24 protein-coding genes and 1 riboswitch are annotated in these 18,922 nt (G+C 31.3%); of the genes, 10 read left to right on the top strand and 14 right to left on the bottom strand.

The genetic code is table 11. The features are described from left to right. Positions 1-91: 91 nt before the first annotated feature. The 3 genes from WNY60_RS05165 (at position 92) to WNY60_RS05155 (ending at position 2,379) form a co-directional block, all read left to right on the top strand. Positions 92-886 carry an undecaprenyl-diphosphate phosphatase gene (locus WNY60_RS05165; RefSeq protein ID WP_145004178.1) on the top strand — a complete coding sequence of 265 codons (795 nt, stop codon included), beginning with the start codon at positions 92-94 and terminating at the stop codon, positions 884-886. A 4-nt stretch (positions 887-890) separates the two neighbouring features. Further along, positions 891-1,586, top strand: coding sequence for a tRNA pseudouridine(55) synthase TruB (gene truB, locus WNY60_RS05160; RefSeq protein ID WP_342861710.1), 696 nt, complete (start codon positions 891-893; stop codon positions 1,584-1,586). Positions 1,587-1,656: 70 nt separating this feature from the next. Further along, entirely contained in the window at positions 1,657-2,379 is a 723-nt protein-coding gene (locus WNY60_RS05155; protein WP_342861709.1) for an energy transducer TonB, read from the top strand. An 11-nt stretch (positions 2,380-2,390) separates the two neighbouring features. Here the strand turns inward: WNY60_RS05155 and WNY60_RS05150 are convergent, their stop codons facing one another. Then, complete coding sequence (locus WNY60_RS05150) at positions 2,391-3,008, bottom strand: thioredoxin family protein (RefSeq protein WP_145004187.1); 618 nt, start codon at positions 3,006-3,008, stop codon at positions 2,391-2,393. Positions 3,009-3,273: 265 nt separating this feature from the next. Between WNY60_RS05150 and WNY60_RS05145 the strand changes: the two genes are divergently transcribed. Further along, positions 3,274-3,837: a DNA-3-methyladenine glycosylase I gene (locus tag WNY60_RS05145; RefSeq protein ID WP_342861708.1), complete on the top strand. Its 564-nt coding sequence runs from the start codon at positions 3,274-3,276 to the stop codon at positions 3,835-3,837. Here WNY60_RS05145 and aat read toward each other — a convergent pair. The 3 genes from aat to WNY60_RS05130 form a co-directional block, all read right to left on the bottom strand. Continuing rightward, on the bottom strand, positions 3,834-4,460 hold the full coding sequence (gene aat, locus WNY60_RS05140; RefSeq protein WP_342861707.1) for a leucyl/phenylalanyl-tRNA--protein transferase: 627 nt from the start codon (positions 4,458-4,460) through the stop codon (positions 3,834-3,836). The genes WNY60_RS05145 and aat overlap by 4 nt on opposite strands. A gap of 356 nt (positions 4,461-4,816) precedes the next feature. Then, on the bottom strand, positions 4,817-5,194 hold the full coding sequence (locus tag WNY60_RS05135; RefSeq protein ID WP_145004194.1) for a DUF3127 domain-containing protein: 378 nt from the start codon (positions 5,192-5,194) through the stop codon (positions 4,817-4,819). Between the two features lie 45 nt (positions 5,195-5,239). Then, positions 5,240-6,094 carry a flavin reductase family protein gene (locus WNY60_RS05130; protein ID WP_145004196.1) on the bottom strand — a complete coding sequence of 285 codons (855 nt, stop codon included), beginning with the start codon at positions 6,092-6,094 and terminating at the stop codon, positions 5,240-5,242. Between the two features lie 121 nt (positions 6,095-6,215). On the opposite strand from WNY60_RS05130, the gene WNY60_RS05125 reads away from it, so the two are divergent. Together WNY60_RS05125 and WNY60_RS05120 are read left to right on the top strand one after the other, a co-directional pair. Continuing rightward, the gene (locus WNY60_RS05125; RefSeq protein WP_342861706.1) at positions 6,216-7,400 is read left to right on the top strand and encodes a HAMP domain-containing sensor histidine kinase; all 1,185 of its coding nucleotides are present in this window, start codon (positions 6,216-6,218) and stop codon (positions 7,398-7,400) included. Then, positions 7,401-7,748 carry a hypothetical protein gene (locus WNY60_RS05120; RefSeq protein WP_342861705.1) on the top strand — a complete coding sequence of 116 codons (348 nt, stop codon included), beginning with the start codon at positions 7,401-7,403 and terminating at the stop codon, positions 7,746-7,748. Here the strand turns inward: WNY60_RS05120 and WNY60_RS05115 are convergent. After that, positions 7,743-8,132, bottom strand: coding sequence for an HIT family protein (locus WNY60_RS05115; protein ID WP_339808624.1), 390 nt, complete (start codon positions 8,130-8,132; stop codon positions 7,743-7,745). The two genes, WNY60_RS05120 and WNY60_RS05115, sit on opposite strands and share 6 nt — an antisense overlap. A 135-nt stretch (positions 8,133-8,267) precedes the next feature. Continuing rightward, entirely contained in the window at positions 8,268-8,741 is a 474-nt protein-coding gene (gene greA / locus WNY60_RS05110; RefSeq protein WP_145004207.1) for a transcription elongation factor GreA, read from the bottom strand. 153 nt (positions 8,742-8,894) lie between these two features. Between greA and WNY60_RS05105 the strand changes: the two genes are divergently transcribed. Next, entirely contained in the window at positions 8,895-9,341 is a 447-nt protein-coding gene (locus WNY60_RS05105; RefSeq protein WP_339808623.1) for a hypothetical protein, read from the top strand. A gap of 53 nt (positions 9,342-9,394) precedes the next feature. Here the strand turns inward: WNY60_RS05105 and WNY60_RS05100 are convergent, their stop codons facing one another. From WNY60_RS05100 to WNY60_RS05065, 8 genes are all read right to left on the bottom strand, one after another. Beyond that, complete coding sequence (locus WNY60_RS05100; protein WP_292948081.1) at positions 9,395-11,653, bottom strand: TonB-dependent receptor; 2,259 nt, start codon at positions 11,651-11,653, stop codon at positions 9,395-9,397. A gap of 102 nt (positions 11,654-11,755) precedes the next feature. After that, a riboswitch (TPP riboswitch) is annotated at positions 11,756-11,846 on the bottom strand. Positions 11,847-11,964: 118 nt separating this feature from the next. Next, positions 11,965-12,372 (bottom strand): alternative ribosome rescue aminoacyl-tRNA hydrolase ArfB, encoded by a 408-nt coding sequence (gene arfB / locus WNY60_RS05095; RefSeq protein WP_145004215.1) that lies wholly within the window; start codon positions 12,370-12,372, stop codon positions 11,965-11,967. Position 12,373: 1 nt separating this feature from the next. After that, positions 12,374-13,930 (bottom strand): DUF4301 family protein, encoded by a 1,557-nt coding sequence (locus WNY60_RS05090; protein WP_339808620.1) that lies wholly within the window; start codon positions 13,928-13,930, stop codon positions 12,374-12,376. Next, a complete protein-coding gene (locus tag WNY60_RS05085) occupies positions 13,917-14,495 on the bottom strand; it encodes an ATP-binding protein (protein WP_292948082.1) in 579 nt (192 codons plus the stop codon). Before WNY60_RS05085 ends, WNY60_RS05090 begins: the two co-directional genes overlap by 14 nt. Further along, entirely contained in the window at positions 14,456-15,088 is a 633-nt protein-coding gene (gene pnuC, locus WNY60_RS05080; protein WP_339808619.1) for a nicotinamide riboside transporter PnuC, read from the bottom strand. Before pnuC ends, WNY60_RS05085 begins: the two co-directional genes overlap by 40 nt. Beyond that, positions 15,072-15,332, bottom strand: coding sequence for a hypothetical protein (locus WNY60_RS05075; protein WP_292948084.1), 261 nt, complete (start codon positions 15,330-15,332; stop codon positions 15,072-15,074). The genes pnuC and WNY60_RS05075 overlap by 17 nt, the downstream gene beginning before the upstream one ends. 3 nt (positions 15,333-15,335) lie before the next feature. Continuing rightward, a complete protein-coding gene (locus WNY60_RS05070) occupies positions 15,336-16,058 on the bottom strand; it encodes a geranylgeranylglyceryl/heptaprenylglyceryl phosphate synthase (RefSeq protein ID WP_342861704.1) in 723 nt (240 codons plus the stop codon). After that, the gene (locus WNY60_RS05065) at positions 16,058-16,684 is read right to left on the bottom strand and encodes a 4'-phosphopantetheinyl transferase superfamily protein (RefSeq protein ID WP_342861703.1); all 627 of its coding nucleotides are present in this window, start codon (positions 16,682-16,684) and stop codon (positions 16,058-16,060) included. Before WNY60_RS05065 ends, WNY60_RS05070 begins: the two co-directional genes overlap by 1 nt. Before the next feature lie 132 nt (positions 16,685-16,816). Here WNY60_RS05065 and ahcY point away from each other — a divergent pair, with 132 nt between their 5' ends. From ahcY to WNY60_RS05050, 3 genes are all read left to right on the top strand, one after another. Then, a complete protein-coding gene (gene ahcY / locus WNY60_RS05060; protein ID WP_342861702.1) occupies positions 16,817-18,133 on the top strand; it encodes an adenosylhomocysteinase in 1,317 nt (438 codons plus the stop codon). 49 nt (positions 18,134-18,182) lie between these two features. Continuing rightward, positions 18,183-18,341, top strand: a complete 159-nt coding sequence (locus tag WNY60_RS05055) for a hypothetical protein (RefSeq protein ID WP_339808616.1) — start codon at positions 18,183-18,185, stop codon at positions 18,339-18,341. 90 nt (positions 18,342-18,431) lie between these two features. Next, entirely contained in the window at positions 18,432-18,914 is a 483-nt protein-coding gene (locus tag WNY60_RS05050) for a DUF1569 domain-containing protein (RefSeq protein ID WP_342861701.1), read from the top strand. Positions 18,915-18,922: the final 8 nt, after the last annotated feature.

Here is an 18,922-nt window from a genome sequence, read left to right as displayed (position 1 = left end):
ACTTCTAGTAGTTTATTTTTATTGAAATTAGAATATTAAATTTCAACTTCATTGTATCATTTGGTCATAGTATTTTAATACTTTTGCCAACATGGATATTTTCGATTCAATTTTATTAGGTATAGTACAAGGATTAACTGAGTTTCTTCCTGTGTCTTCAAGTGGTCATTTAGAAATAGGTAAAGCCATTTTAGGCGATAAAAGTATTCCTGAAGAAAGCTTATTATTTACCGTAGTTCTTCATTTTGCAACTGCGTTAAGTACCATTGTTATTTTTAGAAAAGATATTTTAGATATTATTAAAGGCTTTTTGGCTTTTAAATGGAATGAGGACACCAAGTTTGTAACAAAAATTGCAATCTCTATGCTTCCTGCTGCTTTTGTAGGATTGTTTTTTGAAGAACAATTAGAACAACTTTTTGGTGGTAATATTCTTTTAGTAGGTTGTATGTTATTAGTCACAGCAATACTATTATTTTTTGCTGATAAAGCTAAAAACACAAATAAAAACGTATCCTTTAAAGATGCTTTAATTATAGGTGTGTCTCAAGCAATAGCTATGCTTCCTGGTATTTCCAGAAGTGGAGCAACCATATCTACTTCTGTATTATTAGGTAATGACAAAACTAAAGCTGCACGCTTTTCTTTTTTAATGGTTGTACCTTTAATATTCGGAAAAATAGCCAAAGACATTTTAGGAGGTGATTTAAATTTTGATAGTCAAAATATCACTGCATTATCCGCTGGTTTTATAGCTGCTTTTGTTGCTGGATTATTTGCTTGCACTTGGATGATTAGCTTGGTTAAAAAAAGTAAGCTATCCTATTTTGCTATTTACTGTGCTATTGTTGGTATAATTGCAATAACATTTGCACTATTAAATTAAGTCAATGACTAAAGAAGATTATTTAGCAGGACAAGTTTTACTTATAGACAAGCCATTAGATTGGACGTCTTTTCAGGTGGTAAACAAACTACGTTGGGAAATCCGTCAAGCTTTTAATATTAAAAAAATAAAAGTGGGTCATGCTGGAACTTTAGATCCATTAGCATCTGGATTGCTAGTTATTTGTACTGGTAAAATGACCAAACAAATAGACACCTTTCAAGGTCAAATTAAAGAGTATACAGGAACAATTGTTTTAGGAAGCACAACGCCTTCATACGATTTAGAAACCGAAATTAACGAGACTTTTAATACCAGCCATATTACCGAAGATTTAATACACCAAACGACTAAACAGTTTACAGGTGAAATCGACCAATTTCCTCCAATATTTTCTGCTTTAAAAAAAGAAGGAAAGCGCCTTTACGAATATGCTAGAGCTGGTGAAACCGTTGAAATTAAATCCAGAAAAATATTAATTCAAGAATTTGAGATTACTAACATTGATGATCTAAATATTGATTTTAGAGTGGTATGCAGTAAAGGGACTTACATACGATCTTTAGCTAACGATTTTGGAAAAGCATTAAATTCCGGCGGACACTTATCTGTTTTACGTCGCACAAAAATTGGTGATTTTGATGTAAAAAATAGCCTTTCGATAGATGATTTTATTAAAAACCTCCCAAAAAAGGACTAAAACACATCTTTTTATACTTTGCAAACGTATATACATATACTAACAATTAGTTAAAAATCGTTTGTATTACATGCTTTTAAAAAACTCTCATAAAGCGCTAGCTATAACTTTATTAATAACAGGTACATTGCTGTTGTCTGTATTAAATGTGACTGTTTTTAAAACAAATACAGCTGTAGCTGAAACATTGTACGACATAGAGCAAGTTGAAGATATTATTGAAAATATAGCCGAGCAAACACCCATTAAAAGCGCTAATAAAGCAACAAACAAAGCCTTTAATACTTCTGAAAACTATAAACACTACGCACAAGCTTACAAACCTATAGCTCCTCCTGAGGATTATATTAATCCAAAATTAGAAACCTATAAAAACGATATCAAGACTGAAGAAACTACGGAAGCAAGTCATGGTAATTCTGCAATCTCTGAAAAGACATTAACTAGTTTTAATAGCGTAAATGAAATACTTAACAAACGGTCTAAAAAAAGTAGTACGAATCAAAGTAATGTGGCCAACACTAACAGCTCTATATACTATTCTTTAAAAGGTCGGACAGATCAATACTTGCCAATTCCTGTTTATTTATGTGATGCAGAAGGTAAAATTGTAGTTAATATAACCGTAAATAGTAATGGTACTGTTATAGATGCATATATCAACAATGCTTCAACTTCTAATAATGCATGTTTACAAGAACATGCTTTACAATATGCTAAGGACGCTAAGTTTAGTACCTCAACAAAATCAAAGCAATTAGGATCTATTACATTTCAGTTTAACGGAAAATAGATATATATTATTTAACCAATTAAAGCGACTAAATCCGCTATAACAGTATGACCTTTATCTTTATTATACCATTGTTGTAAGTCTTCTTTAAACTCTGGCGTTAATTTACCATACTTAGCTTTATAGTCATTTACCAATAATGTTGCTGTGCTTGGTCTTGGACCATAAGTAGCAATAACATCTTTAGTAATTGTATCTAAAATAATTAACTTAGCTATAGACCTAGAACCATTAGTTAAAAATTGGTCCATTAACGCTTCGTTATCATCTCTTAATACAACTCTAAAATTGATACCATCGTTTAATTCTGCAATTTTATTAATAACAGGCATTACATGTGCAGCATCTCCACACCAACTTTCTGTTATTATAATCCAAGTTTGATTAAATGTTTTATGTTTAATAGCATCTGCAACGCCTTCTCCAATCTTAATCGTTTTATCCCAACGCTTCATGCGCTTATTGTTAAGCATTGTATAATTAGCTAAAGCTTCATTAACCTCATGACCTGTGTTTGAATTGTTTTCGACTTTAGTCAAAACCAAATCTCTATATTCAGCATAGCTCATGCTATTATCCAACCCATCTTGTAAAATTTGTTTGATAATTGTATCTTTAAGTGTATCCATAGTACAAAAATACAGCAACTATTATGATTTATAAGTTACTGTTGTTACATTAGTAGAAATTATTAAAACTTCCTTACAATGTTAACTTTAAGAACCATTAAACCTATTTTATTTGTTGGTTTTTTCAGCTTATTTGCTTGTAAAAGTCTTAATTTGATTCCTAATTATCATATTTTTAAAAATCTATATTTGTTTGACTTAAGACATGTAATAGTGCTTATTTACATGTTAATTGCCATAAAAGAATATCGAAAAACGAAACAAAATGACTAAACATAAATGCGGTTGGTGCGTTGGAGATGATTTATATGAAGCTTATCATGATAAAGAATGGGGAACTCCTGTATATGATGATGCTACACTATTTGAGTTTTTAATCTTAGAAACCTTCCAAGCTGGACTTAGTTGGATAACTATTTTGAGAAAACGTAATAATTTTTTTGATGCATTTGACCAATTTGATTATCAAAAAATAGCTAAGTACAACGAAGAAAAAAAAACTGAATTATTACAAAATGCTGGCATTATTAGAAATAAATTAAAAGTCAATGCCACGATTACTAATGCCCAATTATTTATGGACATCCAAAAAGAGTTTGGTAGTTTTAGCACTTATTTATGGGCTTTTGTAAATAATACACCTATAAAAAATAAAGTAGCACATTATAAAAGTGCACCTGCAAATACTACAATTAGTGATGCCTTAAGTAAAGATTTAAAAAAACGAGGTTTTAAATTTGTTGGATCAACTGTTGTTTACGCATTTATGCAAGCTGTAGGCATGGTTAATGACCATGAAGTAGCTTGTTTTAGATACCATGAGGTTTAAGTTAAATACTTTAAAAACTGCGCTCTAGAAATATCCATTGCACCTAAACTTTCCAAGTGATTTGTGTAAACTTGACAGTCAATAAGCTTATAGTTTGTATTTTGAATAAAACTTATAAACCCTACTTTACTAGCATTACTTACTTTAGCAAACATGCTTTCTCCACAAAAAACACCGTTACCTAAGTCTACACCATATAAGCCTCCAACAAGTGTATTATTTAGCCAAACTTCTATAGACTTTGCATAACCTAATTGATGTAATTTAGTATAGGCCTCAATCATACCTTTTGTAATCCAAGTATCATCTTGTCCTGGTCGTTTTGCTGCAGCACAAGATGTAATAACAGCGTTAAAATCTTTATTAACTGTGACCACAAAATCTGTGTTACGCAGGATTTGCTTCATGCTTTTAGACACTTTTAAATCTTTTGGAAACAATACAAATCTAGGATCTGGAGACCACCACATTATAGTATTATCGTCTTCAAACCAAGGAAAAATGCCTTTTTGATACGCAGTTAACAATCGGTTTGCACTTAAATCTCCACCAACAGCTAAAAGACCATCTTCTGTGGCTTTATCAACTTCAGGAAACACATGATTATTATTTAAAAATTCCATTTGTCGTCAATTAGTTTAAGATATTAAAGTAAGAAATTGAATTAGAAAACCTTATTATAAACTGTATTTACTTACAAAAAACACTAATATTTAATTTTATAACATTAATTACCAACGTTTTATCTTCTAATTAATTTATTTTTCAGATATTTATGTAGTCTTTATATTGATAATTAGTTTTCCACTGTTTTTAAAGTTTATAACTAAAGGCTAATAAAATCCACTATTTTAAAAAGTCTTGTTTAATTACAAGACTTTTTTTTATAAAAAAACCTCAAAACAAAAGTCTTGAGGTTTTTTATATCTAGTACAACAACTAATTTTAATAAAGTTATTGTTTAAAGATTGACTATTACTTAAAATGGTAAATCGTCGTGATCTTCATCTTTTACATTGTTAGCTGGCTCAAAAGCTTGTGCTGGTGGCACTTCTGGCATCCCTTGAGGTGCTGCTCCTGCTTGTACGCCTTCAATTCTCCAACCCTGAATAGAGTTAAAATATTTAGTTTCTCCTTGAGGATTAACCCATTCTCTACCACGTAAATTGATGTTAACTTTAACATCTTGACCTACTTGATAGTTGTTTAATAAATCACATTTATCTTGAACAAACTCTACTAAAATATGTTGAGGATATTGCTCTTCTGTAGTTACTACTAATTCTCTTTTTCTAAATCCGTTGCTACCAAAACTTTGAGTTTCTCCTACTAGCTTAACTTTACCTTGTACTTCCATTTTCTATATAATTATTAAATATTCGTCTAATTAAATATCGCAAACTTACGATAACAACACTTTCCAAGCGCTTTCCACATCACTAAAACTTAAAAAGTCTTTTGCTTTTTTATGTTTTTGTTCAGTCGACAAAGAACTTAAATTATGTTGGTTTTTAAAAGCCTGAATGCTATTTTCCTCAGGTAAGTTTTCAACATTCCCTAAAAGACCCAAATCATTTCCTGTTAAAACAGCACTTTCTCTAACTGCTTTTGGTAAAGCGTCAACACCTATACCAAGGGTTGACAACGGTTTTGGAATTTCAAAAAATCCAGATTTTGCTCTGCTATAATAACTACCTCCTGCTCTAGATACTAAATCTAATTTATTTTGGTCAATTGCACCATTTTCATCCAAGACATCTTCAGACACATGCATTTTAACCACTTCACAAATAATTAAATTACCTGCTCCAGCGTTTTCACCAAGATGCACGATTTGGTTAACTTTACATTCCATTTGCACAGGACTTTCTGCTACCCTAAATGGTTTTACCACATCTGATTTTAACATAGTCAGACCTGCTTTTTCAAATTCGTTTATACCTTCAGGATACTCTGTACTACTTAAAGACATTTGCTGTACAATATCGTAGTTGACCACATTAATTACAACCTCTTTAGTAGCTTCTGCATTAACCAACGTATGCTTAATAGTATTATCTCTAACACGTCTTGCTGGCGAAAAAATTAATATTGGTGGATTAGCACTAAACACATTAAAAAAACTAAAAGGTGATAAATTAGGTTTTCCGTCTGCATCTATTGTACTAGCAAAAGCTATTGGTCTAGGTGCAACAGCACTAAGTAAATAGCCATGTAATTTAGCTGTAGAGAATTCTTGTGGTGTAAATGATAACATAAAGGAGTATTGTTTACTACAAAAATACACAATCTGACGGTCAACTAAAAGGCAATTAGTAACCAACCTCCACAATAATATTAACAGAATTGCATTATATTAACACCAAAAACTAACAATCATGTTTTTTACAAAACATCGTCAGCTTATACGCTGGATAATAATTATTGCTTCATTTGCTATTATCTCTTTAATACTATGGAATACTTATGTGTTTTTTCAAAAATTTAAAGCAGAAGAACGCAGAAAAATGCAAACATGGTCCTATGCACAAAGTGATTTTTTAAATAGTTTTAGAAACGGGTTGGATGGCGAAGTAAACAATGTCACAACATTTATTATAACAGATTCCACCTCTACAACTCCAATGATTTTAGTATCTCCTAAAGGAGAAATAAGTAGCTTTAATAATTTAGATACTTTAGGAATAAAAAATGTTGATGCTTTTTTAAGAAAAAGTCAATTACAATTTGAAGAAGAAAACCACCCTATTGCATTATCCTATTATAATAACAAAACTAATAGCGATGAGTCCCTAGGTATGCTATACTACGGAAACTCGCCACTTTTAAATAAACTAAAATATTATCCATTAGCGCTATTATTAATTATTGTCTTATTTGGAGCAGTGGTTTACTTTTTTTATCGCAGCTCTAAAATTGCAACTCAAAATAAATTATGGTCAGGAATGGCTAAAGAAACCGCACATCAAATCGGGACGCCTTTATCATCATTAATTGGTTGGACCGAAATTTTAAAAGGTGAAAATACTAATCCTGAATACATAAAAGAAATAGAAAAAGACATTAGTCGTTTGCAAACAATCACAGAGCGATTTAGTAAAATAGGATCGCTTCCAACACTAAATAAGGTTGATATTGTTGCTGAAACCAAAGACGCTTATGACTACTTAAAAACAAGATCTTCAAGACTAATAAATTTTGATATCACTTTACCTGATCACCCTATATACGTTAATTTAAATACCCAATTATATGGTTGGACTATTGAAAATTTAGTTAAAAATGCTATAGATGCCATGAAGGGAAAAGGTGATTTGCATGTCAGTATCACACAGTTAGAACAAAGTGTAAAAATAACTGTAACAGATTCAGGAAAAGGAATAAGTAAAAACGAATTTAGTACTATCTTTGAGCCTGGTTATACAACTAAAAAACGTGGTTGGGGACTTGGTTTATCATTGGTAAAACGAATTGTAGAAGACTTTCATAATGGTCGTATAAAAGTTTTGCACTCTGAAAAAGGAAAAGGAACAACTATGCAGATTAGCCTAAAAACAATATAAATGTCTGATAGATTACTAACAATAAATACTGTTGATTTAAATAATAATTGCCCTGAATGCTTTAGCACTAAAGGACTGCAATTAACGTTTAAACAACGTTTTATTGAAACTTCTTTTTATAAAAGCATTACACAAGAGGTAAGTACGGAAATGAATTGCATTGTTTGTAATACTAAAATCTATCCAGCACGTTGGACGGATGACATTGAGCGCGTTTATGACTACCAGATGAAAGCTTTCCAGCCTAAAAAATCATCTAAAAAGTACAAAAGTCTGTTTTGGATTTTAATTGGTGCAGCTATCCTTTTAATAGCTGCAATACTAAGCGTTTTAGTTTACCAATTATAAATTGGCAGCAATTGCTTTTGCTAAAGCCTCAAAATCTTCCTTTTGTAAAGACACTTTATTAATAAACCTTGCGTCTTCCATTGTATTTAATGGTATTAAATGCACATGTACATGTGGTACTTCTAAACCAATTACACTTACACCAACACGTTTACAAGGCACAGCTTTTTCTAAAGCTATTGCCACTTTTCTGGAAAATAGCATTAACTGAGTATAAGTGGTTTGGTCTAAATCAAAAAGTTTATTTACTTCTTTTTTAGGAATACATAAGGTATGTCCTTTAGCATTAGGATTAACATCTAAGAAGGCTAAAAAATCTTCGGTTTCGGCTACTTTATAACACGGAATTTCTCCGTTTACTATTTTTGTAAAAATGGATGACATATAGGTTTCGGTTTAGAAACTAAAGATAAAAAAAGATTCCTGCTAACCTGAAATTTGTTTCAGAATAAACAGGAATCTTAAAAAAATTTACATTTTTATATATTTCCGCTTTAGCGTTATTATTTAAATGAAATATTATCTACTAATTTCGACAATATCAAATTTAATTATACCACTTGGTACTTGTATTTCGGCAACATCACCAACTGATTTCCCTAATAAACCTTTACCTATTGGGCTGTTTACAGATATTTTACCTGAGGCTAAATCTGCTTCGCCATCTGCTACTAAAGTATAATTCATTTCCATACCATTGGTTTGGTTTTTGATTTTTACTTTAGATAGGACTAATATTTTAGAGGTGTCCATTTGTGACTCGTCAATAACACGTGCTCCAGCCATTTGATCTTCTAGCTTCGCGATACGCATTTCTAGCATACCTTGCGCTTCCTTGGCTGCATCATACTCTGCATTTTCACTTAAATCACCTTTATCTCTTGCTTCTGCTATTGCTCTAGAGGCCTTAACGCGCTCCACATCCTTAAGCTGCTTAAGCTCGTCACGCAATTTTTTTAACCCTTCTGCTGTATAATAAGATACTTTACTCATATTTTTTTCGTTTAAATAAAAAGACGCTAAAACAATTTAGCGTTAAACACAAAAATCTCGTCGACACGAGATTTTGTCTTACAAATATACAAAATATTTAACTCAACATTGTAATTGTTGTAAATTGCAATCCTAAAAAATTATTAAATTTATATGTTAAGGTCTTTAACTACAATAATATTATGCTTTGCGCTAATAACGTCATGTCAAAAAAACGATGATGCTGATAACAGCAATAATTTTATACCAAATATTAATTTTGACACTTTTAATTCCATAAACACAACTTTACCACAATATAATGACTTAGAGTTTCCTGGTGGTAGTATTGTTATTAATGGTTTTGGGTATAATGGTATTGTTATTTATTACACAGGTAACACTTATTATGCTTTTGAAATTACAGACCCTAATCACGTCCCTTCAGACTGCTCTTTACTAACTGTTGAAAGTGGTATTGCAACTTGTAATTGTGATGATGGTAATAGTTATAGTGTTGCTGGTGGAGGTGTTCCTTTTGATGGTACTAGTGGACAATATAGTTTAAAACCTTACTTTGTAGAGGTTAATGGAGATGTTATTAGAGTTTACAATAACTAAAAAAGCACCTCTAAATTAGAGATGCTTTTAAAGGGTTGTTAAAAAATTATTGGTTAAAATTTTAAGGTTACACCTGCTAAAAAGTTAGTGGTTGCTTGTGGGTAATAAAAATTTTCTGTGATTGGTGCATCATTAGAGTTTTCTGGTCTATAAAAATAGCTATACGTATAACCATTAGACACATATTTATTATTAAACACATTGTTAACCAATACATTAAAAGCGATCTCTTTAATCCAAGTTGGTTTGATACGATAAGACACATTTAAGTTGTTTACAAAATAGCCATCCATACTTTTACTATCACTTGACGTGTTGTCTAAATATTGTTGCCCAACGTACTTAGATAATAAAGCGATGTTAGCATTTTTAATTGGCGAGTAGGTTAATGTACTACCAAATATTACGTTTGGCGAAAATGAGATATCTGTATCATTATAAGTTGTCACAACAGCATCATAAGATACTGTATCAAATGTGCTAGGATCATACTGCGTGTCATAAACGACATAATCAAACGCTTTAATTTTGTTTTGACTAAAAGTTGCATTAGCATCAATCCTAAATTGATCCGATAATTTATATCCTGTTTGTATCTCGATACCAGCTCTGTAACTATCTGCTACATTTTGTCTGATTGGATCACCAACATCATCTAAATCTCCTGTTAACACTAATTGATCTTTATAATCCATATAGTATAAATTAGCGTTTAAGTAAAACTTAGAATTTTGTAATTTATAACCAAACTCAAAATCATGTAACTGTTCCGATACTGGCTTGATTGGATTTTTTGTTAAATCGTCACGATTTGGCTCTCTGTTACCTACAGCGTAAGATCCATACACATTACTATTATTATTAATCCTGTAGGTTAATCCCATTTTTGGATTGAAAAAATTATACGTTTCTTTTACATTAATATCTAGTAAATCTGAGCTTGTTCCAACAGACTCATAATCAACCGTTCTATATTGTAAATCTAGTAATGCAAATAAATTTGAATTGATATTATACTCGGCTTTTAAGTACGTATTAAAATCTTGTTTATCTCCATAACTAAAATAATAATTGCTTCTTACAGGTATTGGTGTTTCAAATGAATCCCAGATAACTTCACCAAAATGATCCCCTTTATAAGAATTATATCCACCACCTAAATATAAATTTAACTTATCCTTTTTATAGTTAAGTGAATATACAATTGCTGTAAAGTTATTATCTAACCAACGTCTTCTAATGACATCACCTTCGTCTGAAGCATTTGCATTATTTGGGAAATAGTCACCTAATTCCTCACCATCTTTATATTGTTCATAATAACCTTTACCTGTTGTAAAATTACCAGAAATATTAGCAGAAAATATAGAGTTAAATTGGTGAGAAGCATGTAATTGATAATGTGTTTGTTGATAGCTATCAATTTCATTATCATAAGTGTAGTAATTATAAGTTCTTCCTGAATTTAATAAATTTTCAGCTTCTGCATCACTTGGATAATTTCTATCAATAAAAGCCTGAATTCCTTCTAAATCGTTATTAACAACTGCTTCTGGTGTTCCGTACCAAGACTGGTAAGTCTCTTCTTTTCCTCCAAAAACAATAGCTTTTATGGATGTTTTTTCGTTAACAAAACCAGCTTCTGTATAATAACTATTTAAGTCTGCTCTAGCTCTATCAATATATCCATCACTTTGTATATTGGATAATCTAGCTTCAGCATAAAAATTATTTTTAATTCCAGAACCAATACTAATATTATGTTTTCTAGTTCCAAAACTACCTACTGCGTTAGTTGTTGTAGCATAACCATCAGTCGATGGATTAAGTGTTTTTAAGTTTAAGCTAGCACCAAAAGCACCAGATCCATTGGTAGATGTTCCAACACCACGTTGTAATTGAATATCCTCAACAGAACTTACAAAATCAGGCATATTAACCCAGAATGTCCCTTGACTTTCTTGGTCATTGTAAGGTATTCCGTTGATAGTCACATTGACACGTGTCGCATCACTACCTCTAACTCTAATCCCTGTATAACCAACACCTGCTCCTGCATCACTTGTTGTTACTACAGATGGTAATTGATCTAATAATACTGGTAAATCCTGACCAAGATTTATAGATTCTAACTCTTCTTTTGTGATGTTTGAAAAAGCTACTGGTGTCTTATCCTTTGCTCTAGTAGCAGATAGTAACACTTCATCAAGTTTTGTGATTTTTGTAGAGTCCGACTCAACTGTTTTTTTGTCTTGTGCGTTAACACTGACCGATAACACTAATAGTGTTAAAAAAAGAAATAAATTTTTCATTACGATTAAATTACTAATCGAATAAAAAGAGGTAATTATTCTTAATTGTTATTAATTAAATTTTGTAATACATAGACTCTCTATATATTATATAGTAACACAAAAAATGTGTTTCAAATTTCCTAAACAGCATTACCTGTTCTAGGTTCAATGGGTATGATCTCAGCCGATATAGGCACCCCTTTTTTGAGAACGCTGCAAAGGTAGATTAGAATTTTGATTTATGAAATATGATTCTTGATTTTTTTTTCAAAGAATAATCTACGCAATAATTAATATTGTTAAAATACAATTAAGACTTATATAATAAGCTACTCTATTTTTGGTTTTTTTCGATTAGCTTTTATATCTGAGTTGTGTTTTTTGTTTTTTAAGCGTTTACGAATAACTGCTCTTGGGATTTTGGTTGGTTTACGCTCTGGATCTACTTGTAAAGCTTGTTGTAAAATAGCAATTGCACGTTTTATAATAATCCCTTTATTTTTTAATTGACTTCTAGTGTCTCCACATTGCAATAATAATACCTGATCTTTAGTTAGCCTAGTTGCTAATTTTGATATAATCCGTTCTTTTTGGTCGTTTGCAAGAACTACAGAATCATTAATAGAAAAACTTAACTCTATTTTAGTAGCAACCTTATTGACATGCTGTCCACCACTACCAGAACTTCTGATAGCTTTAAGGTTAAATTCTTTCTCTAAAGCTTGTTTGTCTAACACGTTATAAGACTTGATGTGTTGGTTTTAGTAAGTCATTAACCGTTTTTACTGGATTGAAGGTAACTAAAGGTACTTCCACAAAAATAGTATTCCAATTGGACATACTTCCGTTCCAAAGTCCTGGCAACTCTAAAGCTTTAATATCTTTTCCAACTTTTGTTTTCATAGTAATAAAAGCTGTTTGGTGGTCAACAAATTTTTGAAGATCATACGTTTCGCCTTTATAGTTTTTTATACTACAAACAATGTCTACAGGATTAAAATGCGTCGCTTTTTTTAAGATGTTTTTTTGTTCTTTATCCTTTTTGTTAATTTGAGCAGATTCTACTATTTGCAAAGACAGATTTGCTCCTTCATCTTTAACCCAAAATGGACCTCCTCCTGGCTCCCCTTCGTTTTCAACCATACCACAAATACGGATTGGTCTGTCTAGTTTATTTTTTAAATAATCTATTTGATATGCTGTAGAATATTTTTCAAATTCAGGAGAAATTACAACATTCATTTTACAAATCAAAAACTCTGCGATTTCAACTATATCCTCATGCGACAATTGCTTTGTATCTAAATCTTTGGCATACTTAAACGCTTGCTTTTTTATATTAATCAATAAACCTGCTAGCATTTTTTTAGACTTAGCGACTTCTTCTTCATATTTATAAACTACAACGTTATCAATATTTTTAATAAAAATAATGTCAGCATCAAAGTCGTTTAGGTTTTCAAGTAAAGCACCATGACCAGATGGTCTAAAATATAGCTCGTGATTGTCCTCTCTAACAATTTCATTTTTTGCTGAAACTGCTATTGTATCTGTAGATTCTTTTTGATAAGAAAAAGAAATATCAAATTTAGTATTGGTTTTGCTTTCAACTATTTGTTGAATTCTAGCAAACTCAGCATCAAACTTTTCTTTATGTTTTTCTGAAATAGTAAAATGAAGAGAAGCTTTACCATTTGAGGTCGAGTACAATGCAGCCTCAAATAAATGCTCCTCAAAAGCGCTTGCTAAATGATTTTTATATTTATGAAACGGTAATAATCCTTTTGGAAAAGCACTAAAAGCTAATTGATCATCGTTTAAAATAGCTTTGATAAACGCAACCAATTTTTCATCGTTTGATAATTTATTATAGTTTTTGTTTTGTGACTTTAAATAGGTTATTACTAGATTATAAAAAGGTAGTTTTTCTAACCCAATAAAAAATAAAGATAACTCTGAAGCCTTAAATTTATTTACATAAGCATTTATACTTTGCTTTTTAGGCTTAAAATCCTTGATAAAATCAAATAAAAATTTAAACATTCTGGTCGCTGCTCCAGAAGCAGGAACAAATTTGACAATTTTGATTGCTTCTTTTTGAGCATCATAAACCTTTATTAAACCCGATTTCTCTTGCTCAGAAAACTTAAGTATTCCGTCTTCAATAGTTGCTGCTCTTTCTAAATTAATGAAGGGTAATCCTGTTTTAAGCAACTGTAATTGTTGCTCTACCTTTTTAAGTGTTAATCCTTTTTTTTCTATGAAAATTTTATCTGAACTATTAAACTGCATCATTATGTTTTGCTAATAATAAATCTATATGTTTTATGGCTAATTGTAATCTTGTTTTCTTATCTCCTTTTAATAATACATAAGGTCGATTATATTTTATTAATGTAGATTTAAACGTTTCAAACATTGCTTCTCTTTCTTCAGGCTTGTCCCTTAAATCATCCGCTTCCCAAGGTGTATCAATATACGTTAAAAAGTATAAATCATAAGTATTCTTTATAGCATATTTTTCTAAAACTGGATTGCAAGTCCCAGAGTAATAGGTTTCAGAGTATACTTTAGTCTCTAATAAATCAGTATCACAAATTAGTACAGATTCTGTTTTTTTTGCCAAACGGTTTTCCATACTCATTTGACCCATAGCTATTGGAAGTAAATCGTGAGTTTCGCAGGTTTTACGTTCGTTATTCCATTTATTTTGTAAATAATCTCTAGCATATTCGGGTACCCAAACGGAATGATAATGCCTAGCTAATTGTTGAGATAACGTCGTTTTTCCAGTAGATTCTGGTCCAAACAAAACTATTTTTACACAGTTTGCAGGTTGCTGTTCAAGTGTTTTTTCCATTGTAAATAACCAAATATTGCAATTACTGTAAATCCTAAATACTGAAAAGAAGTAAACGTAAATCCTTTATAAAAATATAAAGGAACAGAGATAATATCTCCTATAATCCAGTAAATCCAGTTTTCAATTTTACGTTTAGCCATCAACCACATACCAACAAAAAATATTGCAGTAGTAATGGTATCAACATATGCTACCCAACTAGTCCACTTATCAAATGTTTTATAAACTACAAACACAAATAACATAGTTGCTAAAAAAATAATTACACTTAATTTTTTTTCCTTTTTTGTGGTAACAGAAATAGGTGTAACGTGTTGATCGTCCACTTTTCTTGTCCATATATACCAACCATAAACACTCATTACAAAATAATAAGCGTTAATCATCATATCGCCTAACAGACCCCATTTTAATAATAAATACACAAAAATTAAGGTACTTATCATACCTGTAGGAAACACCCAAATTTTATTTTGTTTAGAAAACAATACAGATAAAAAACCAAAAATTACAGCAATAATCTCTAAAACCACATCTGTTGTTTCGTATTCAAAATATTGCCCAAAAAGGAAATCAAAAATGTGGCTCATAATCGCTTCTGTCTGTTTTTACAACTTTAATAGTTAGTACACATATGTCTTGATTTTCAAACGAAGCTTTAATCTTTTCGTTTAAAAAAGGCATCAACTGGTCAAATTCGCCAAAAACCTGAGTACTTAATGGGTTTTCTAAAACCGTAAAATTAGAGTCACGTAAAGCTTTAATAAAATCAATAACGTGCTGCTCATAATTATTACTTAATGGTGACAAAGTTAAATCTACCGATATTTTCATGGTTTATAGTTTTAATTCTTCAAAAAAGTCATGGTTTTCTTCAAAAGCAGTACCAATTACTACTAAATCTGCTCCTGCACTATAAGCGTTATCCAATTGTTGTTTGCTTCTAATACCACCTCCAACTATTAAAGGGATTGTTAAATCTTGTTTCACAAACTTAATCATTTGTAATGGTACAGGGTGTAATGCTCCACTTCCAGCTTCTAAATAAATAATTTTTTTACCCATTAATTCACCTGCTTTTGCTGTATCAGCAACTAAAGTATGCAAAGCAGTTGGGATCGGTTTACTTTTTGTTACTTTTTGGACCGCAGTTTCTTTTCCATTTTCAATCAAAATATAACCAGTTGGAATAACCTCCAAGTCGGTATTTTTTAAAATAGAAACAGCTTCAATTTGTTTTTCGATTAAATATTTAGGGTTTCGACCAGAAATTAAGGACAAAAACAAGATAGCGTCAGCATCCTTTGATATTTGCGTTACATCACCAGGAAATAGCACAATGGGTAATTTAGTTAGTGGTTTTAAAGCAGCAACTAATTTTTGCGTCACCTCCAACTCAACTGTACTACCACCAACAAAAACATGTGTTATTACAGATTGATTAATTTTATTGGTAAATTGCGATAATAATTTAATATCAAATTTATCAGGATCAATTAGTATAGCTAATAATTGTTCTTGTTTCGCTTTCGCGGAAAGTATGTCGTTGTAAACACTCATTATTCTATAACATAAGCACAAGTAAAACCTTCAAACTCTAAGTAATTGGCAGTATAACGTTTTTTTAAACCCTTATAATCTATCCAACAAACCGTTTGGGCATCAATTATAGAAAACGGAATTACCAAAAAATGGTCCTTAAACAACATTCCTGGAGTTGCAAACAATTTGTATAAAGATTCCTTTATTCCCCAAATAACAGTTAGTTTATTAATATAATCAGAAGCTTCTTTATCCAAATATTCAAACTCGTACGCCACAAACTTTTTAGCAATAACTGCTATTTTTTGGCGCTGTCTTTCTATATCTATACCAACTTCTGTATCGCTAATAATAACGCCAGAAAATGTAAAGCTATGGGTTATAGATATATGCTTTCCATCCTTTAAATGTGGTTTGCCATTCGCGTCATAAAATAAATCATGATCGGTATAACCAAAAGCATTAAGCAAGTGTCTAACACTTAAAAAACCACGTTGATGCAGCTCACTTTTCATACCTAAGACACGATCTAAACTCTCTGGTTTTAAATCTAATCCATTGATTAATTGGTCATAAGACTCTTCAATCTTCCAGATTTTAACAGTAGTTTGTGAATTTGGAGTAAGGGTTTTATATAGAGGCATTTAATATTCTAAATTCTATTAGTTATCTTTGCAAAGCCTAAGGCGAAATATGCATTTTTGTTAAGCGAATTTAACCATTTTAAGTGCTAATTCCCAAAGGTGTTTCATTTATAAAATAAAGAGAGAAATAATATGAGTACAAAAAACGTTGCTTACGTGCCTAATAAGGTAAAAGACATGTCGCTTGCGGCTTGGGGAAGAAAAGAAATTAATTTAGCCGAAGCAGAAATGCCAGGTTTAATGAGTTTACGTGAAGAATACAAAAACGAACAACCTTTAAAAGGAGCACGTATTGCTGGATGTTTACACATGACTATCCAAACTGCTGTTTTAATTGAAACTTTACAAGCTTTAGGAGCAGAAGTTACTTGGAGCTCTTGTAACATTTTCTCTACACAAGATCAAGCTGCTGCTGCAATTGCAGATGCAGGTACAGCTGTGTACGCTTGGAAAGACATGACTGAAGAAGAATTTGATTGGTGTATCGAGCAAACCTTATTTTTTGGAGAAGACCGCAAGCCATTAAACATGATTTTAGATGATGGTGGAGATTTAACTAACATGGTTTTAGATAAATACCCAGAATTATCTGCAGGAATTAAAGGATTATCTGAAGAAACTACAACAGGAGTACACAGATTATACGAGCGTGTTAAAAACGGTACATTAACAATGCCAGCAATTAACGTAAACGATTCTGTAACTAAATCTAAATTTGATAACAAATACGGATGTAAAGAGTCTGCAGTAGACGCAATACGTCGTGCAACAGACATTATGTTAGCAGGTAAACGTGTAACTGTTTGTGGTTATGGAGACGTTGGTAAAGGTACTGCTGCGTCTTTTAAAGGTGCTGGAAGTATTGTAACAGTAACAGAAATTGACCCAATTTGTGCATTACAAGCAGCAATGGACGGTTTTGAAGTTAAAAAACTAGAAACAGTTGTTGGTAATTCTGATATAATCATTACAACTACAGGTAACAAAGACATTGTACGTGCAGAGCATTTTGAAGCAATGAAAGACAAAGTAATCGTAGCAAACATCGGTCACTTTGATAACGAAATCCAAGTAGGATGGTTAAACAAAAACCATGGTCATACTAAAGACACAATCAAACCTCAGGTTGACAAATACAACATTGATGGTAAAGATATTATCTTGCTTGCCGAAGGACGTTTAGTAAACTTAGGTTGCGCAACAGGACACCCTAGTTTTGTAATGTCTAACTCATTTACAAACCAAACTTTAGCACAAATCGAACTTTGGAAAAATAGCAATAAATACGAAAACGACGTATATATGTTACCAAAGCATTTAGACGAAAAAGTAGCTAAATTACATTTAGAAAAAATTGGTGTAGAGCTAACAGAATTAGCAGATTACCAAGCTGATTATATTGGTGTTAAAGTTGAAGGACCATACAAGCCAGAACATTACAGATACTAATCAAAGCGTCGTTGCAAGTCACTTTTTAGTGTTCTAGCAATCACATACTTTGAAATTACATATTAAATCCCAAGCAGCAATGTTTGGGATTTTTTTTGTTTTATGGCAATTTGTTTTTGGAAAAAAACCAAAAACAACCACGCTTTCCGTTATATCTTTTTCTCGTGCCTCAAAAAAGGATGCCACTACAATCCTTATTGCAAACTAATCCGCAAAAACACAGTTCTTCTAGTAAAATGGTTTCGTTTTTGTTAAGTCAAGTTCGTTTTAAGTATCTTCACAAGACAAAAACAAGACCATGTCCATACAAAAACTTACTACAGCCATAAATAATTTAGAACATCACATAATAAATCACGACCAATCAAACCCTAAAGTATCTAAAAGCAATATAGCTTGGCATATAGACCACAGTCTTAAAGTAATAAACAACGTAAGTATTGCTACCAATACATCAGACCCAAAACAATTTAAAAATAACTTTACACTTTTAGGAAAAGTCTTTTTTATATTAGGCTTTTTCCCCAGAGGAAAAGCAAAAGCACCAAAACATGTACTACCACCAGAAAATATTACTAAAGTAGATTTAACACAACAAATTACATTAGCAAAATCTAATATTGCTACACTAACAAACTTAGACAAAAACGCCTATTTTAAACATCCTTTATTTGGACACATAAACACCAAGCGTGTACCCAAATTTTTACTAATGCACACCAACCATCATTTAAAAATTATAAACGACATACTAAAACAACAAAAAACCCTTTCTAAATAAATAGAAAG

This window comes from Olleya sp. AS48, from assembly GCF_038900355.1.
Taxonomy (GTDB): Bacteria; Bacteroidota; Bacteroidia; order Flavobacteriales; family Flavobacteriaceae; genus Olleya.
Note: the sequence above shows the minus strand (reverse complement) of the source record. Positions and strands in the feature narration are given on the sequence as shown.